Source organism: Gilvimarinus polysaccharolyticus (assembly GCF_001187555.1).
Taxonomy (GTDB): domain Bacteria; phylum Pseudomonadota; class Gammaproteobacteria; order Pseudomonadales; family Cellvibrionaceae; genus Gilvimarinus; species Gilvimarinus polysaccharolyticus.
In genome coordinates this window covers 794,643-812,422 of the sequence record NZ_LFIJ01000002.1, presented here as the reverse complement: position 1 = coordinate 812,422, position 17,780 = coordinate 794,643, and the positions used below count along the sequence as shown (strand labels likewise).

The 17,780-nt window shown below is 48.9% G+C and carries 13 protein-coding genes; 5 read left to right on the top strand and 8 right to left on the bottom strand.

Features of this window, described 5'->3' with window-relative positions; translation table 11 throughout:
- Window positions 1-17: 17 nt before the first annotated feature.
- The 5 genes from ppk1 to GILYN3_RS12110 form a co-directional block, all read right to left on the bottom strand.
- Window positions 18-2,072, bottom strand: coding sequence for a polyphosphate kinase 1 (ppk1, locus tag GILYN3_RS12130; protein WP_157484929.1), 2,055 nt, complete (start codon window positions 2,070-2,072; stop codon window positions 18-20).
- Between the two features lie 126 nt (window positions 2,073-2,198).
- The gene (gene metF / locus GILYN3_RS12125; protein ID WP_049723228.1) at window positions 2,199-3,041 is read right to left on the bottom strand and encodes a methylenetetrahydrofolate reductase [NAD(P)H]; all 843 of its coding nucleotides are present in this window, start codon (window positions 3,039-3,041) and stop codon (window positions 2,199-2,201) included.
- Window positions 3,042-3,107: 66 nt separating this feature from the next.
- Entirely contained in the window at window positions 3,108-4,499 is a 1,392-nt protein-coding gene (gene ahcY / locus GILYN3_RS12120; RefSeq protein WP_049723227.1) for an adenosylhomocysteinase, read from the bottom strand.
- Window positions 4,500-4,598: 99 nt separating this feature from the next.
- The gene (gene metK / locus GILYN3_RS12115) at window positions 4,599-5,753 is read right to left on the bottom strand and encodes a methionine adenosyltransferase (RefSeq protein ID WP_049723226.1); all 1,155 of its coding nucleotides are present in this window, start codon (window positions 5,751-5,753) and stop codon (window positions 4,599-4,601) included.
- A 30-nt stretch (window positions 5,754-5,783) separates the two neighbouring features.
- The gene (locus tag GILYN3_RS12110; RefSeq protein ID WP_084005411.1) at window positions 5,784-6,815 is read right to left on the bottom strand and encodes an ArsR/SmtB family transcription factor; all 1,032 of its coding nucleotides are present in this window, start codon (window positions 6,813-6,815) and stop codon (window positions 5,784-5,786) included.
- A 267-nt stretch (window positions 6,816-7,082) separates the two neighbouring features.
- Between GILYN3_RS12110 and tkt the strand changes: the two genes are divergently transcribed.
- From tkt to cspE, 3 genes are all read left to right on the top strand, one after another.
- Window positions 7,083-9,083, top strand: coding sequence for a transketolase (tkt, locus tag GILYN3_RS12105; protein WP_049723225.1), 2,001 nt, complete (start codon window positions 7,083-7,085; stop codon window positions 9,081-9,083).
- Between the two features lie 112 nt (window positions 9,084-9,195).
- Window positions 9,196-10,371: a phosphoglycerate kinase gene (locus GILYN3_RS12100; RefSeq protein ID WP_049723224.1), complete on the top strand. Its 1,176-nt coding sequence runs from the start codon at window positions 9,196-9,198 to the stop codon at window positions 10,369-10,371.
- Window positions 10,372-10,713: 342 nt separating this feature from the next.
- The gene (gene cspE, locus GILYN3_RS12095) at window positions 10,714-10,926 is read left to right on the top strand and encodes a transcription antiterminator/RNA stability regulator CspE (protein WP_049723223.1); all 213 of its coding nucleotides are present in this window, start codon (window positions 10,714-10,716) and stop codon (window positions 10,924-10,926) included.
- A 99-nt stretch (window positions 10,927-11,025) separates the two neighbouring features.
- Here the strand turns inward: cspE and GILYN3_RS12090 are convergent, their stop codons facing one another.
- Entirely contained in the window at window positions 11,026-12,501 is a 1,476-nt protein-coding gene (locus GILYN3_RS12090) for a glycosyl hydrolase (RefSeq protein ID WP_049723222.1), read from the bottom strand.
- A 430-nt stretch (window positions 12,502-12,931) separates the two neighbouring features.
- Between GILYN3_RS12090 and GILYN3_RS12085 the strand changes: the two genes are divergently transcribed.
- The gene (locus GILYN3_RS12085) at window positions 12,932-15,010 is read left to right on the top strand and encodes a putative bifunctional diguanylate cyclase/phosphodiesterase (RefSeq protein ID WP_049723221.1); all 2,079 of its coding nucleotides are present in this window, start codon (window positions 12,932-12,934) and stop codon (window positions 15,008-15,010) included.
- A 219-nt stretch (window positions 15,011-15,229) separates the two neighbouring features.
- On the opposite strand, the gene GILYN3_RS12080 is transcribed toward GILYN3_RS12085, so the two are convergent.
- Together GILYN3_RS12080 and GILYN3_RS12075 are read right to left on the bottom strand one after the other, a co-directional pair.
- Window positions 15,230-15,910, bottom strand: a complete 681-nt coding sequence (locus GILYN3_RS12080; RefSeq protein ID WP_049723220.1) for an HAD family hydrolase — start codon at window positions 15,908-15,910, stop codon at window positions 15,230-15,232.
- A 27-nt stretch (window positions 15,911-15,937) separates the two neighbouring features.
- Complete coding sequence (locus GILYN3_RS12075) at window positions 15,938-16,735, bottom strand: AfsA-related hotdog domain-containing protein (protein ID WP_049723219.1); 798 nt, start codon at window positions 16,733-16,735, stop codon at window positions 15,938-15,940.
- A 276-nt stretch (window positions 16,736-17,011) separates the two neighbouring features.
- Between GILYN3_RS12075 and GILYN3_RS12070 the strand changes: the two genes are divergently transcribed.
- Window positions 17,012-17,773 (top strand): substrate-binding periplasmic protein, encoded by a 762-nt coding sequence (locus GILYN3_RS12070; protein WP_049723218.1) that lies wholly within the window; start codon window positions 17,012-17,014, stop codon window positions 17,771-17,773.
- The last annotated feature ends 7 nt before the right edge of the window (window positions 17,774-17,780 follow it).

Genomic DNA, 17,780 nt, shown 5'->3' with positions numbered 1-17,780 from the left:
CAACTCTCGGTTATACGCTAGGTAGCCATCGCCCACTGCTCTAGCAGTTTATCTTGTGCGTTAACACGCTGCTGTCCCGGCTCCGGTTGCATATGAACATAACTGCCATCACTTTGCAAAATCCAAGCGTGGGTGTTGTCGGCCAAATACAACTTCATATCGCTGACTATTTGATCCCGAATTTTCTTGGTTTTAACCGGAAAACACGTTTCGACACGGTGAAACATATTGCGAATCATCCAGTCGGCGCTGGAGCAAAAAACATGAGGATTGCCATGATTCTCAAAATAAAAGACTCGACTGTGCTCTAAGAAACGTCCAATAACCGATCGTACTTGAATGTTTTCGGATTGACCCGGAACCCCTGGACGCAACTGACAAACACCTCGCACAATTAAATCAATTTGTACTCCCGCGTTAGACGCTTCGTACAAGGCCAACACTAATTGCTCTTCATACAGCGAGTTCATTTTGGCAATAATTCGCGCGGGAATACCCTTGCGGGCATTCTCGGTTTCTTGCTGAATATACTTAAGCATGCTTTTATGCAGGGTGAAGGGCGCGTACAACAACTCGCTCATCTTTGAGGCTTTACCCATACTCGAAAGCTGGATAAAAATACGATATACATCGGCGCAAATAGCTTGATCCGAGGTCATTAAACCGTAATCCGTATAAAGCTTGGTAGTTTTAGGGTGATAATTACCGGTGCCTAAGTGAACATAGTAGCGCAGCTTTTTTTCTTCGCGGCGTGCCACCAACAACATCTTGGCGTGAGTTTTATAACCCACCACTCCGTAGATGACATGAATACCATAGCGCTGTAAACGCTCAGCCAGCACGACGTTTTGCTCTTCATCAAAACGTGCCCGCAGCTCAACAATCGCCGTTACCTCTTTACCTGCCTTGGCGGCCGCCACCAACGCATCCACCACCGGTGAATTTGAACCCGTGCGATAAAGCGTTTGTTTAATAGCCAACACATGGGGATCTAATGCCGCCTCACGCAAAAAGTCTACCACGGCCTGAAAAGAATCAAACGGGTGATGCAGCAACAAGTCGTTCTTTTTTAATGCCTGAAAATAACTGTCCACACGCTTTGGCAGTTTAGGCATAGATTGAACAAAGGGCTTAAAGAATAATGACGAATCATCAACCAGATCGAACAAATCTGATAAACGATTTAAATTAACTGGCCCATCCACACGGTAGACATCTCGGGCCTGTATTTCACAGCGACCCAATAAAAACTCTTCGATATCTGATGGGCAGGTGCCGGTGATTTCCAGCCTCACCTCATCGCCGTACTGCCGGTAGACCAACTCACCTTGTACCGCTCGCAACAAATCGTCAGTTTCCTCTTCATCGAGAAAAATATCCGAGTTCCGGGTCAATCTAAACTGAAAACAATCAATCACCTCCATCCCGACAAAAATTTCACCCATAAAATGGTGAATAATGGATGACATGAAAATAAATTCACGGCCCGTTTTGGCAACACCTTCGGGCAGCTCGATAATATTGGGTAACGAGCGCGGAACCTGAACGATTGCCCGCCCTGAATTTCGGCCAAAGGCATCTTTGCCATCGAGCTTAACAATAAAATTGAGCGATTTATTTAAAATTCTTGGAAAAGGGTGTGCCGGATCTAAACCAATGGGACTCAATAATGGCAAAACTTCAGTGGCAAAGTATTCGCGCAGGTAATCTTCTTGGACGCGGCTCCATTCGTCGCGGCGTAAAATATAAATATCTCGCTCGCGTAATAGCGGAATTATTTCATTATTAAAAATGCCGTACTGCTCAATCACCAACTGATGCGAGATCTGGGAGATGGCCGCTAAATTGTCCGCGTGACCCAAGCCATCGGCTGGTATGGCGCTAGTGCCCACCTCTAGCATTTGCACCAAACCACCAACTCGCACCTCAAAAAATTCGTCGAGATTGGTGGAGAAAATACACAGAAATCGCAGGCGCTCTAGCAGCGGTAGCTCACGATCGTAAGATTGATACAAAACTCGCCGGTTAAATTCCAGCAGACTTAACTCACGATTAAAAAATTGCTCAGACACAACAACCTCCTGCGAGAGCCGGGGCATAGCCTGCATGCCGAGAAGGCAACTAAATATTTAAGTTACAGCGCAAAATACCCCACTAGCGATTCGTCTAGCGGGATACTACTGCCGACAATTACGCGATTACTCGCCCCAACCAAGGTTTTTAACGATGCGGGCAACCGGCTCTGCTTGGTTCATGGTGTAAAAGTGTAACCCAGGCGCACCGTTTTCAAGTAAAGTCTCACACAGCTCAGTGACCAACTCTTCGCCAAAATCGCGCAAGGCTTCGGCATCGTGCTCAAAGCTTTCTAAACGCTTGCGTAACCAACGAGGAATATCGGCGCCACATGAATCTGAAAAACGCATCAAGTTACGGAAGTTAATGATCGGCATAATGCCTGGGTAAATTGGCTTATCAATACCCACTTTGGCGCACTGATCCATAAAATAAAAATAGGCATCAGGATTATAAAAATACTGTGTAATAGCGCTATTAGCACCGGCATCAAACTTGCCTTTCAAAAAGCGTACATCGTCGTCGTAGCTTTTTGCTTGCGGATGAACCTCAGGGTATGCCGCCACTTCCAGCGCAAAAGCATCACCAAAATGCTGGCGAATAAATGCCACCAATTCATTAGCGTACACCAACTGATAAGAGCCACCGACGCCAGAGGGCATATCACCGCGCAACGCGACGATACGCTCGACACCGGCAAGCCGATATTCCTCTAACAGTGCTTTGATGGTCGCCTCATCATCACCGCCAAATGACAGGTGTGGTGCAGCCTTAGCATCATACGCATTAAACTGTTTTACTAGGTTTTTGGTGTTGTCACGGGTGGATCCGCCAGCACCATAGGTAACCGAGAAAAAATCAGGATCAAACTCGGCCAAAGTATCACGCACGCCAGCAAGCTTAAGCCTGCCCTCGTCAGTTTTTGGCGGAAAAAATTCAAAACTTAAACGCAAAGCTTCATCACTCATAAACAATCCTTAACGGGACGGGCAAATTAAATGGGCGCGCACTGCGCCCCGACCTCGTACTCCGACTTAATACTTGTAGCTTTCGGGCTTATATGGGCCATTTACGGCCACACCAATATACTCGGCTTGCTCTGGGCGAAGCTGAGTAATAACACCACCAAAACCTTCTACCATGTGACGCGCGACTTCTTCGTCGAGCTGCTTAGGTAAGACTTCCACATAAACATTGCTAGGTTTTTCATCGGCAGGCAATTGGGCAAACTTTTTATCGTATAAGTAAATTTGCGCCAGCACCTGATTGGCAAACGAGCCGTCCATAATCCGCGATGGGTGACCGGTAGCGTTGCCCAAATTAACCAAACGACCTTCTGACAACAACAATAAATGATCACCGGCCTTACGGTCGCGATAAATCTTATGAACCTGTGGCTTTATTTCTTCCCACTCCCAATTCTCACGCATATAGGCGGTGTCGATTTCGTTATCGAAATGACCAATATTACACACCACAGCTGCATTTTTTAGCGTTTGCAACATGGCCGCATCACACACGTTTGAGTTGCCTGTAGTGGTTACCAACAAATCGGTTTTAGCCAACACTTCTAAATTAATATCTGCCGCATTGCCAGTGTTAATACCGTTATTGTAAGGCGAGACAACTTCATAGCCATCCATGCAGGCCTGCATCGCACAGATCGGATCGATTTCGCTGACTTTAACAATCATACCTTCTTGGCGCAGTGATGCAGCCGAACCTTTACCGACATCGCCATAACCAATAACCAAGGCTTTTTTACCCGACAACAGGTGATCGGTACCGCGCTTTATCGCGTCGTTTAGGCTGTGACGACAACCGTACTTGTTGTCGTTTTTACTTTTTGTGACAGCGTCATTAACATTAATAGCGGGCACTTTAAGCGTGCCCTTTTTCAGCATGTCTTGCAGCCGATGAACACCGGTGGTGGTCTCCTCTGAAATACCGTGAATGTTATTCAGTAGCTCGGGGTACTTCTCGTGTACCAATTCAGTCAAATCACCGCCATCATCCAGAATAATATTGGCATCCCAAACATTCCCGTCTTTAACCACGGTTTGCTCGATACACCACCAAAACTCTTCTTCGGTTTCGCCCTTCCAAGCAAACACCGGAATCCCGGCGGCGGCAATAGCGGCGGCAGCGTGATCTTGTGTCGAGAAAATATTACAGCTCGACCAGCGCACCTCGGCACCCAAGGCAATCAGCGTCTCGATCAATACCGCAGTCTGAATAGTCATGTGGATACAACCCATGATTTTGGCACCCGCTAATGGTTGCTGCGCCGCATACTCTGTACGCAGTGCCATCAGCGCCGGCATTTCACCTTCGGCGATTTCAATTTCACGGCGTCCCCACAGGGCCAGTTTTTCAAACTCTTCGGCTGAGCCGGCAGCCACTTTGTAGTCGGTAAAGTTAGTCATAGTTATCTCCAATATTTGGTTAATCAAGAGCGGCTTTCAAAATTTGACCGCTCTTTGTCAATGTTTTAATAGTGCTATTAGTATCGCTAGGACAGAACGTTACAGATACTTTTTAAGCAATTCGGCCTTATCGGTTTTTTCCCACGTAAAATCGGGAAGCTCTCGCCCAAAGTGACCATAAGCCGCTGTTTGGCGATAAATTGGACGCTTAAGATCAAGCATCTCGATTAATCCGCGTGGCCGCAGATCAAAATGTTCGCGCACTAATGTTGCAATTTCAGCATCGGGCAACTTTCCTGTACCGAAAGTGTTAATGGCAATAGAGGTAGGCTCGGCCACGCCAATGGCGTAAGACACTTGGATCTCACAGCGACGAGCAAGGCCTGCGGCAACAATATTTTTAGCCACGTAACGTCCCGCATAAGCGGCCGAACGATCCACCTTAGACGGATCTTTACCCGAAAAGGCACCACCACCATGACGCGCCATACCGCCGTAAGTATCGACTATGATTTTGCGCCCGGTTAAACCGCAGTCACCCACAGGGCCACCAATAATAAACTGGCCAGTAGGATTGATGTGATACAGGGTTTCGTCGTGCAACCATTCGGCCGGCAAAACCGGTTTAATAATCTCTTCGCGTACCGCCTCTTGTAAGTCAGACAGACTGATACTCGGGTCGTGCTGTGTAGACAACACCACAGCATCAATGGCCACAGGCTTGCCGTTGGCGTAACGCAACGTCACCTGACTTTTAGCGTCGGGACGCAACCAGCCGAGCTTACCGTTTTTACGCAGCTCGGCTTGCTTTTCGACCAGCCGATGCGCAAAGTAAATAGGCGCTGGCATTAACACATCGGTCTCATCCGAGGCGTAACCAAACATCAAACCTTGATCGCCCGCACCTAAGTCTTTATCGCTCGCCTCATCAACGCCCACTGCAATATCGGCAGATTGTTTGCCGATGGCATTGAGTACCGCGCAAGATGCACCGTCAAAGCCAACCTCGGAACTGTTATAACCGATATCCAGAATTACTTGGCGAATCAAATCTTCTAGATCGACATAGGTGGAGGTACGTACTTCACCGGCCACAATAGCCATGCCGGTTTTGACTAACGTCTCTACCGCAACCCGCGATTCTGGGTCATCTTTTAAAATGGCATCCAATACCGCATCGGATATTTGATCGGCCAGTTTATCGGGGTGACCTTCCGATACTGACTCGGACGTAAATAAAGCGTATTCGGCCATAACGTGGCTCCTGCTCAGCAATAAAGTAATTTAATTTGAAGGTTTAAAAAATTGTCGCAACTGCACCTGAAACCCATTGCGCAGTGCTATGTACAAACTTTGGCCTTCACTCAGACCGGCATCGCCTGCCCAGCCTGTAAAGTCGGCCGGATCAAAGCCTTGCCATAAGTCGCCGCAGTTAGCACGTGCCCAATCTTGCTCATGACGGCATAAATCGGTGACGATTAACGCCCCACCGGGGGCCAGTGCTCGACTTAAATCTTTAAAAATATCCACCGGTGACGGTGTGTGATGCAGCACCATATTCATAACGATACAGTCGGCCAGCACACGGTGCTGGGCCAGAGTTGCGGTATCGCCCAAAATAAACTCAACATTCCCAAGCCCAGCCGCCTCGGCTGCCGCCCGCGAATACGACAGCATTTCATCCGAGTTATCCAACGCCACTACATGACTAAAACGACGCGCCAACATAGGTAAAAACTCACCCTGCCCCGGACCAACCTCTAAAGCCAAGTGGCGGCTTGCCAACGGTGTGTTGTTAAGCAATTGTGATACTTGCTCGCCATAAACCGGAAAGCTGGCGATCAGATCTTGCTGGGCACGAAACTTATCGGCGTTAGCGGCAAAGAACTGCTGTGAAGCGGCAGCCCGCTCGATGGCTATTGCCTCGGCTTGAGCGCAAATATCCGCGCGTAAACCAAGCTGATCAACACTGGCAAACAATGCATGCTGTAAACCGGCCAACGGTTGTACAGGGGTAACCATGGCGCGACGATAAAAAATGGAGTTGCCCTCACGCCGAGTAGTGGTTAGGCCAGCTCCCGTTAATAGCTTTAAATGGTGACTCATGCCCGACTGACCGATATCGAAGATTCGCGCCAGCTCGGACACGGCGTAAGAGTTCTGCGCCAGTACGGCCAAGATCTCGATACGCAGCGGATCGGCCGCGGCTTTAAGCTGCGCGGCTAATAGCTCGGCACTTAATTCGGCATTAGGTGCGGTAGCGGGGCTATCTGTAGCAATCGCCGGCGCGACCACCTGAACGGCAGAATTTGTCATGGTGGCATGATAACAGCCAACACAATCTATATCAAAATATTTTGATATAGATTGTGTTGCAGCAAGAATTAATTCCGCTAAGCGCCCATACCTTTACTGATGGCGCCGGTTGCGAGAGAATACGCGGCATTTGTGGCATCGCAGGCGAGGTTTGATTTTGCCTCCCGCCCGCAAGCCATACATTACAAGGTTGCGCAGCACTATAATTAGGCCCGTTAGAGGTCACTTCCGAACTCACAATTGTTACTTTAAAGGAGCCTAGCCCCTATGCCGTCTCGTTATGAACTCGCAAACGCCATCCGTGCCCTAAGTATGGATGCCGTACAAAAAGCCCAAAGTGGCCACCCCGGCGCCCCTATGGGTATGGCCGATATCGCCGAAGTACTGTGGAACGATTTTTTACAGCACAACCCCAGCAATCCCAATTGGAATAACCGCGACCGCTTTGTTTTGTCTAACGGTCATGGCTCGATGCTGGTCTACTCGCTGCTGCATTTATCGGGCTACGACTTGCCAATGGAGGAGTTAAAAAACTTCCGCCAACTGCACTCTAAAACCCCAGGACACCCCGAGTTGGGTTATACCCCTGGCGTTGAAATCACCACCGGCCCGCTGGGCCAAGGTATCAGTACCGCCGTTGGTATGGCGCTGGCCGAGCGTATGTTGGGCGCACAATTTAACCGTGATGGCCACGCCATCGTCGACCACTACACCTACTGCTTTTTAGGCGATGGCTGCATGATGGAAGGCGTCTCACACGAGACTTGCTCACTGGCGGGCACCTTAAAGCTCGGCAAGTTAGTCGCCTTTTGGGATGACAACGGTATTTCAATTGACGGCCACGTTGAAGGCTGGTTTACCGACGACACTCCGAAGCGCTTTGACTCTTACGGCTGGCACGTGATTACCGACGTTGACGGACACGACCCAGAGGCCATTAAGCAAGCTATTGAAGCGGCTCAGGCTGAAACCGATAAACCGACTTTGATTTGCTGTAAAACCACCATTGGTTTTGGCTCACCTAACAAGTCCGGCTCCCATGACTGCCACGGCTCACCACTAGGTGATGACGAAGTCGCCGCAACCCGCAAGTTCCTCAACTGGGAGCCAGCACCGTTTGAAATCCCCGCTGACATCTACGCCGGTTGGGACGCCAAAGATAAAGGCGCCAAAGCCGAGCAAAGCTGGAACGAAAAATTTGCCGCCTATAAGGCTGCCTACCCGACTGAGGCGGCCGAGTACGAGCGCCGCGTCATTAAAGGTGAGCTGCCGGCCGACTTTGCTGAAAAGGCCGATGCGTTTATTCAACAGTGCCACAAAAATCCAGAAAAACTGGCATCGCGTAAAGCCTCGCAAAACACCATCGCCGCCTTTAACAAACTGCTGCCAGAAATGGTCGGCGGTTCGGCCGACTTAGCCGGCTCCAACCTCACCATGTGGGACGGCTCCAAGCCCGTTACCGGCACAGATGCCAGCGGTAACTACATCTATTATGGTGTGCGCGAATTTGGCATGTGCACTATCATGAACGGTATGAGCGCGCACGGCGGCTTTGTTAACTACGGCGCGACTTTCTTAATGTTCCAACAGTACGCGGCCAACGCGATACGCATGTCAGCATTAATGAAGCTGCGCAACGTCTTTGTCTTCACTCACGACTCTATTGGTCAGGGTGAAGACGGTCCGACGCACCAGCCCATCGAAGTACTCGGCTCGTTGCGTATGACACCCAACTTAAACACCTGGCGACCTTGTGATGCGACCGAAACTGCCGTGGCCTGGAAGTCAGCTCTTGAGCTGCCAGATCGCCCCAGCGCACTGATCTTCTCGCGTCAGGGTATCGACACGGTTGAGCGCGCCGACGACCAAGTAGCCAATATCGCCAAAGGTGGTTATATCTTAAAAGACTGCGCCGGCACGCCCGACCTGATCTTAATTGCCACCGGCTCAGAAGTACCACTGACTGTACAAGCGGCCGACAAAATCTCTGCCAGCGGTAAAAAAGTGCGCGTCGTATCTATGCCAAGCACCAATGTGTTTGATCAACAAGATGCCGAGTACCGTCAAAGCGTATTGCCGTTAGAAGTCTCTGCACGAGTGGCGGTAGAAACGGCACACGTAGACTTCTGGTGGAAGTATGTAGGCATTGATGGCCGCGTTGTCGGCATGAACAGCTTCGGTGAATCCGCCAAAGGGCCAGACCTTTTAGAATACTTCGGCTTTACCGTGGACAATATTGTTGCCACCGCTGAAGAACTGCTCGACTAAGCCCCGGCTTGCTGCACCGCCCAAAGGCGGTGCAACCCTTTCCCATCTATTACCCTATTTATACTCTGTGCTATTTAATGTCGCGTAAGCGCATCACTATTTGGAGCCATACATGAACGTAAAATTGATGAGTGATCAGGATCTAGCAGGCAAGCGCGTTCTGATTCGTCAAGATCTTAACGTACCGCTAGAAGACGGTAAAATCACCAGCACTGTGCGTATCCTCGCGTCTATCCCCACCATTAAAACCGCACTTGATGCCGGCGCCAAAGTCATGCTGATGTCGCACCTTGGCCGCCCCGAAGAAGGTAGCTTTGATGCAGCCGCCTCGCTGGCGCCTGTAGCGACCGAACTAAGCAAGCAATTAGGCTGTGACGTACCCTTAATTAAAGACTGGGTTGATGGCGTTGATATGGGCTCAGCTAAGGTTGTATTACTTGAGAACGTGCGCTTTAACGTTGGCGAAAAAGCCAATGACGATGGCTTGGCAAAAAAAATGGCCGCCTTGTGTGACGTGTTTGTGATGGATGCGTTCGGCACCGCGCATCGCGCACAAGCATCAACCCACGGCGTCGCTAAATACGCCCCTGTTGCGTGCGCAGGCCCTCTGCTAGCCAGCGAACTAGACGCCCTCGGCAAAGCATTGGATAAGCCAGCACGGCCACTGGTGGCGATTGTTGGTGGCTCAAAAGTATCGAGCAAACTCAGCGTATTGGATGCGCTGTCTAAAATTGCCGACACTCTCGTGGTAGGCGGCGGCATTTCTAATACGTTTGTTGCCTCAGCCGGTAACGAAGTAGGCAACTCGCTGTACGAGGCCGACTTAATTCCCGAGGCAAAACGCCTGCGTGAAACCACCGACGTGATTTTTGCCACCGACGTGCGCACCACCAAAGAAGGCTTTAGCGACTGGAGCCATAACAGTAAGACTGAAGTTAAAGACACCAGCGACATCAAGGCCGACGAAGAAATTATCGACTACGGCCCAGAAACCGCAGCGCGCGTTGCCGAGATCATCAAAAACGCCAAAACCGTACTGTGGAACGGCCCTTGTGGTGTCTTTGAATACGACGCTTTTGCCCAAGGCACCGAGGTTATCTCACGTGCAATTGCCGACAGCGATGCTTTCTCTGTTGCCGGTGGCGGTGATACCTTGGCCGCTATCGACAAGTGGAACTTGGCCGATAAAATCAGTTACGTCTCCACCGGCGGCGGCGCATTTTTAGAGTTTGTCGAAGGCAAAAAATTGCCTGCGGTTGAGATTCTGGAAGCGCGAGCTAAAGGTTAACCGCGCCGGCCATTAAAAACCGAGCTCAGAAAATAATGGATTAACATAAACGCATGGATGCGTTTAACGTACGACCCGCCAGCCACTGCCATAGCCACCTTACGACCCGCAATTTATGCGCTAGTCTGGCAACACCATAAATGGCAACATCCAAAATAAAGGTGGACAGACTCAAGTAATCGCTATACAGTGGGCTCAGCTAGAAATCGACCGCAAGTTTTTATCCTACATTTCGACGTATTATTCGTAACACCTCGTCCTGCAGCTTTAAAGATCAGTCTACATTTTATGCTACTCAAGCCTCTTGTAGGCAACCCTATATTTAAAATTCAGGATGTTATTATGTCTAATACTACTCAAGGAACCGTTAAGTGGTTCAACGAAGCTAAAGGTTTTGGTTTTATCGAGCAGAAGTCTGGTGGTCCAGATGTGTTCGCTCACTTCAGCGCTATTGCTAGCTCAGGCTTCAAAACCTTAGCTGAAGGTCAGCAAGTTGAGTTCACCGTAACTCAAGGCCAAAAAGGCCCACAAGCTGAAAACATCGTTGCTATCTAAGTGACCATGTTTAAACACTAGTAGCCCTGCTCCTAGTGTTTACTAAAAAGGGCGAGCCTTCTGGGCTTGCCCTTTTTTATTGCCCTTTATTTAGCAAGCTTAAAAGCTCGGCAGCTCATCAAGGGTAATCACCCGCTCGTGGTTGTACACATGCTTTTTATGAGCATCGGTATTATAGTATTCACCCGTCCAAAAATTGCTAGAGTGATCTTCCGTGGTATTAACGGCACCGTCATTCCACACCATAAACCAAAGCCACCAAGCGCCATCAGCCTGCATTAAGTCTGGATCAGGGATATTACTGTTCTCACTTAAGGCCACCATTTTTTCTTGATGCGGATAGGCTCCAGTTAAGTTGTAGTAAGCTATTTGTGATTCAGTATTGCGCTCGCCGTCATAAATATCAGTACTGACAATATCCACCACATCGTCACCGGGATACCAAATGGCATTTTGCCCATTCCAAACCCAAATTAAATTATTAAGGCCGTGGTAATTACTTAGGCGATCGTACAGATAGCGCCACAGCAGTTTTTGCGCGTAAGCCGCCGGAACACCGTCGGTACGCTCGCGTCCCCACCAAAACCACCCGCCAGCTGCCTCATGTAGCGGTCGCCAGAGTATTGGCACCTTGGCAGCCGCCAACTGTTGTAACTCGCTGGCAATTAAATCCACATCATTTTCTATAGCAATAAAAGCTTCACTTTGCCTATCCAATTCGCCATTTTTGAACGGAATTTCAAAATTAGTATTTTTACTGGCCTCCGCCTGCGCCACATAAAAATTTACCGTCTCATTAGATGGATCGCGCCAGTGCCAAGCAAAAGTTACTAAGCCACCACTGCGCCAATGCGCCAGAGCCTCTTCCGTTTGCGCCAAACCAGAAATATTGTCGTAGACCCCGTAATTCATAAAGTCGTAGCCCATTATTGCTGGGGCCTTACCGGTAACATCAATAACCCGCTGGCGCATATCGATACTATCGTCCCACGTTAAATCCATCTGCCCCGACAGCATCTTACTGCCCCAGATACCGTTTAAATACGCAAAAACCGCCTGAGCCTCCTCACTGGCACCAGCCGTAACCAGCTCATGCGATTGCTGCGCTTGGATTTTTACGGCATTACCGGGGCAAAAATCTCGTGCGATACAATAGCTACCGTTGGCATAAGCCCAATCTTCGGCGTCATCAGCACAGTAATTAAGCGCTTCTTTGCCCACCTTACAATACTCAAAGCTCCCCACACCTGGGTCAGCTTTAGACTGATATACCACGCAACTAGCACCGTTCTCCCATCCCCAGCCGCTTTCAGCGTCATCGTAACGGCAATAAGGCGAACCATTACTAGCAGCGTTGGGAGTCAAACCCGCCACGACCGAACTGACAGACGAACTGCTATTAACCGCACTACTTTTCGAACTAGAACTATTGGCCACACTGCTTGAAACGCTTGAGGTCTTAACACTGCTGCGGGATGAATTGGACACACCATTATCACTGGAGCCACCACTACCGCCGCACGCCGCGAGACCGGCAATGGAGAAAACTATTAACGCACAAAAGCGATACATCATAAGGCTGTAATCTCTTGTAGGCAGAGCAAAGGGCGATTAACCCTACACCTGCATTCATTATTATCGAGCATAAAACACTCCAATTGTAACCGATTACATCAAGAATATTCAAGCACACAGAGCACCCCACTAAGCCCCGAACATATCCGCCGCACATATAACCCACGCCCAGCAACTGTCTTGCAAGAGCTTTTATCAAGCGGCTCACAGGCGCCGGCTGCACAATGACCGCTAAGCATTACCCCCTCAAAAAGTTACCCCCCACATTTAAGAATCTGTCATAAATTACCCTCGCCGACAGTCGCAATTTTCAGCTTAAGCCGCTACATTAGACTAAAGGCGAAGCCGTTATGCTCGCAAAGCACACGTTGAGAATAAATAAAGAAGCACAATGATATTGACCACCCCTAGCCTAGGAATGGAATGCCGCATGGGAACACCACTCAAGGTACTGTTTGTCGAGGACTCAGAAGCCGACACCGAACTCACTGCCGCCGAACTGGTTCGCGGCGGTTTCTCCCCAGAGATACAACAAGTTGAAACCCGCGACGATATGCACAACGCATTAGCTAACCACCCGTGGGATTTAATTATTTGCGACTATCGCCTACCCCGCTTTAGCGCCGAAGCTGCACTAGACACCCTGAAAGAGAGCGGTAAAGACCTACCATTTATTATTACGTCCGGCGCCGTCAGCGCCGAAGATGTCGTCAGCCTGCTCAAGCGAGGCGCGCACGATTTTATGAACAAAAATGCGCTGGCGCGCCTAGTGCCGGCCATTGAACGTGAGCTGCGCGAGGCCAGTATCCGCGAACAGCGCCGCCGCGCCGATGCACAGGTACGGGTTTTGTCTCAAGCGCTGGAGCAAAGCCCTGTGTCTGTCATTATTACCAGTCCTGAGGGTGAAATTCAGTATGTTAACCCCTGCTTTGAAACTGTCAGCGGCTACAACGCAAGTGAAGCGATTGGACAAACGCTAGGCTTTACATTGCTAGAAGAAGATCGCCTGCAAATCATGGAACAAATAAGCAGCGCCGTTAACAGCGGTCAACAATGGCGGAGTGAGGTCTGCAGCTTACGAGCCAACGGCGAACTCTACTGGGAAAACGTTAAAGTCTCGCCTCTGACCGATATCGACAATAGATTAAGTCACAATCTCATACTCAAAGAAGACATCACTGTACGTCGTAATTACGAACAACAATTGTTGCGCCAAGCGCACTACGATGACCTGACCGGCCTCGCAAATCGTGTCCGGCTGATCGAACAACTAACTCAAGCTCTGCAAGAGGCAACCCAGCGACAAACCCTGGTTGCCGTACTTGGAATCGATCTCGATCATTTCAAAAATGTAAACGACAGTGTCGGGCACAGTGTTGGTGACTTTTTACTTAAAGAGGCTGCCGCACGCTTGACTCGCTGCATGCGACCAGGAGACACCCTTGCCCGTATGGGCGGCGATGAGTTTGTCGCCGTATTGCCAAATTTAAATGACAATACTACCGCTGAAAAAATAGCGCAGAGTATCGTTGAACAGTTTACCGAGCCATTCTTCATTATTGGCCGCAATTATTTTGTAACATGTAGTGTTGGTATCGCCATTTACCCCAACGATGCCAGCAACCCCCATTTACTCTTGCGCAATGCCGATCTTGCCATGTACCAATGCAAAGATCAGGGTCGCAACCAATTTCAATTTTTTACCCAAGAGATTAACGATCAACTCATTGATCGATTAGATTTAGAAGAAAAGCTACGCCATGTTGTTAAGCGTAATGAATTATTATTGCACTACCAACCTATTTTTAATCTTGCAGACAATACTATTGTAGGGTTTGAAGCATTAGTTCGCTGGCATCAGACCGACGGCACAATACGCATGCCCAACAACTTTATCCCTGTAGCAGAAGACATTGGTATCATTCAAGAAATTGACAGCTGGGTGTTTAAGACGGCGTGCCGTGAAACTGCAAAATTGCTGCGCAATAGTGAAGGGGGATTACGCCTGGCGCTGAACATTTCGCCGCGTCAACTAGAAATCCCTGGCTACGCAAATTTTGTAGCCGATCAACTTCAGGCTTATAAAATTAATGCCGACCAACTTGAAATAGAAATTACCGAACGTGTTTTAGTCAATGACGCCAACACCACCAACGACAACATAAATGCTCTTTCGGAGCTCGGCATACGGTTATCGGTAGATGATTTTGGCACCGGCTATTCATCATTGGGTTACCTACAGCGCTACCCGTTACATACATTAAAAATCGATCGTAGTTTTGTTGCCGGAATGCATGAAAGTGATAATTCTCATCGACTGGTTGATACTATTTTTTTACTGGCTCAAGGGCTCGGCTTAGATGTGGTGGCGGAAGGGATTGAAACTCAAGAGCAACGTGAATTATTACTAAAAATTGGCTGTAAACAAGCCCAAGGGTTTTTATTTAGCTTACCTATTGCTATTGACGAGTTACAACAAAAAATCGAATTACAACTGCATAGCCTATAAGAATATTTCCGGACGTATTAAACCATAAAGACCGCTCTCTAGCGGCCCACATCGCCAAGGCACCCGGTGCTGTATCGACAATCGTGATTGAGCGTATTGTTCAGGTACTGTTACTCAAGCGCTTTCGCGTTGCACCGCGTACCTTGGGGTGCTCCTTTTATTTTGCAATGTCCCTATAAATCACTAGTGACAGAAGTGAGTATTAAGACAGACGTGCAATTAAACTGTGATTAATCGAAAACCCAATTTATCCACCTCTGTACGTGACAGCCGTCCACCGGATACCATCACCGGATACCCCACCAAGCTCAACATGGGAATATCCGATATATCATCCCCGTAGGCATAACTAGATTGTGCAACACGGGTGTTGCACAGCAATGCTTTCACAGCATCACGCTTACCAGCTCCCACCATCGGTGGTGCCGACAAGTAACCAGTGTATACACCTGCACGAACCTCCATTTGCGAGGACAGTATTTTCTCTACCCCTAAATCACGCGCAATAGGAGTTAATACCGCAGAGAAAGAACCCGACACCATTATTACCTCAAAACCATTCTCTTGATGGCGGCGTAGCTCTCGTAATACTGCTTGGTAGTAAAAGCCATCGGAACGCTGCAGCTGTTGTTTAAACCAAGACTCTCCAGCATCGGTTAACGCCGCGACTGATCGACCAGAAAAATGACGGTAGTAAAGTTTATTCAGCGTCTCCCAACAGGCATGTTCGTGTACATGTGTCATTAAATCGGCGCGATATAATGACTCCGCCGCCAAATCAGGATACATTTGATACCAATAATTCTGAAAGCTCAACATACTATTTTGCGTAATCAAGGTATTGTCCACATCAAAAAATGCATAACAATGCTCAGCTGTTAACGGTTTAATATTGCTCATAACCTTTCACCTCTATTTGATGGGAGTTTATCGGTGTGCATGCTCAACCAGTGTTTGCGGCGTTTCCAGTTCAGCCGCAACGGCGCTGACAAACTGACGATGCGCCTTAACCGACTGCATCCTCTCCTGCTTAACTAACCTAGATTTTTCCATAGCAGAAAACGACATGGTAAATTCGGCCACCGAGCGCCCACACTGTTCGACACGGGTGATCGCAGCAAACTTTAAGAACTTAGGATTGTCTATCGCACACTCAGTGATATGAGTGCGAATCATCGCACTAACAGGAAAAGCATAATGACTATAGCTAACCGATAAGGCGTTAAACACGAAGGCATAATCGATAACAGACTTAGGCATTAAATACGCCTCGGTAACCACCAGCATCGCTTGCCGAGCAGCCTCAATAACAACCATCCCTTGGACATGCTGACCACTCAAATGGTCCTTCATTAACTCGCAGTCTTCATCGATCATCATCGCCAGCTCATACTCACTGGCAGACACTTGATGGGGCATCGACACCAAAACATTACACACTTCGGCCTTGTGCGATAGGGCACCGCTGGCACGCTCGGGCAAGTTGTGCCACAGTGAAAAATCAAACCCCGATACATTGCTCGACTGACTCGCCGCCGCTAGCAACCGCTGACGACTAATATCACCTATACCCTGACCAGGCACCAATACCGTGCGCTCTTGATTACCAAGAATATGGACCGGCAAACTCAGCAACCCATGTAACTGGGAAACCGTGATAGCCTCTTTTTGCACAATGTAAGGAGCAAACTTGTCACCAACTACTAATAAAATACGATCGTTCATGGTATTACCTCTTAACTATTAAATAGATGAATTACAGCTTCACGGCACACCCACGAATGAGGAAAATTGTGCCGCCTTTTGATAGTAGCTAGAATTATGCTGAGCCATGATGCAGAGGTAATTTGTTTGTAAAATAACGATGCGAAAGGCCGAAACCCTCCACGACAGAGGCGTCACAGTCGAGAGGAAAGGGAGACTGACTAGCCGAACAAGTCACGCTATACTGATCACTGGACTTAAATACGTGAGCCCCCATCAATAGCGAGACGCAAATCAATGAAAAGTCATGCTTTTTTTAAAATGATCCGGTGCCACCTAGGTGTGCCCCTAGCCGCGCTGCTGGTGTTACTGCCCACACTCGGCAATGCCGACCCCTCACCCAAGCCAGCCTTAAAAATTGTCACCATCGCCGCGCCGCCGTGGGCCTCGCGCTCCGTCGAGAGTAATGAGCTGGAAGGCGCATTTGTCGATATAGTCAAAGCTTTGGAGGAGCGCACTGATTATCAATTTGAGATGACCATCACCCCATTCGCCCGCGCGGGCCGAGAAATTGAAAGAGGCACACAAGACTGCACCATTCTGGCGCCACTTAACTCAGAGAAAGTCGTCACGGGTGAACTGACTTTTCCGCACCCTCTTGGAGCTATTCCGCGCAAAGGTGTGTCACTGAGTCGTTACGAGGACTTAAATGATCTAAGAATTTCCGTGTTGCGTGGTGGATCGCTAAGCGAGCGGTTTGATGCCGATAGCGAGCTCGAGAAAGTGTTTGATACCGATTACGCTACGGGTTTGCGTAAAGTCGCTCGAGGCCGGGTCGATGTGGTGGTTGGTGCCATTCCCACTCTACTGTATATAGCTCGACTCGAAGGCATTACCGAATCACTGGGTGAGCCTTTAGTGCTGCGCAATATTCCCTTAGTGTTCCAGTGCTCTAAACTATCGACACATTTAGACGCTATGCCCGTAATTAATCAGGCATTACGTGATATGCATAACGAAGGCGTCTTTAATACCATTCAGCAACTGCACGAGCTGTAATGCACTC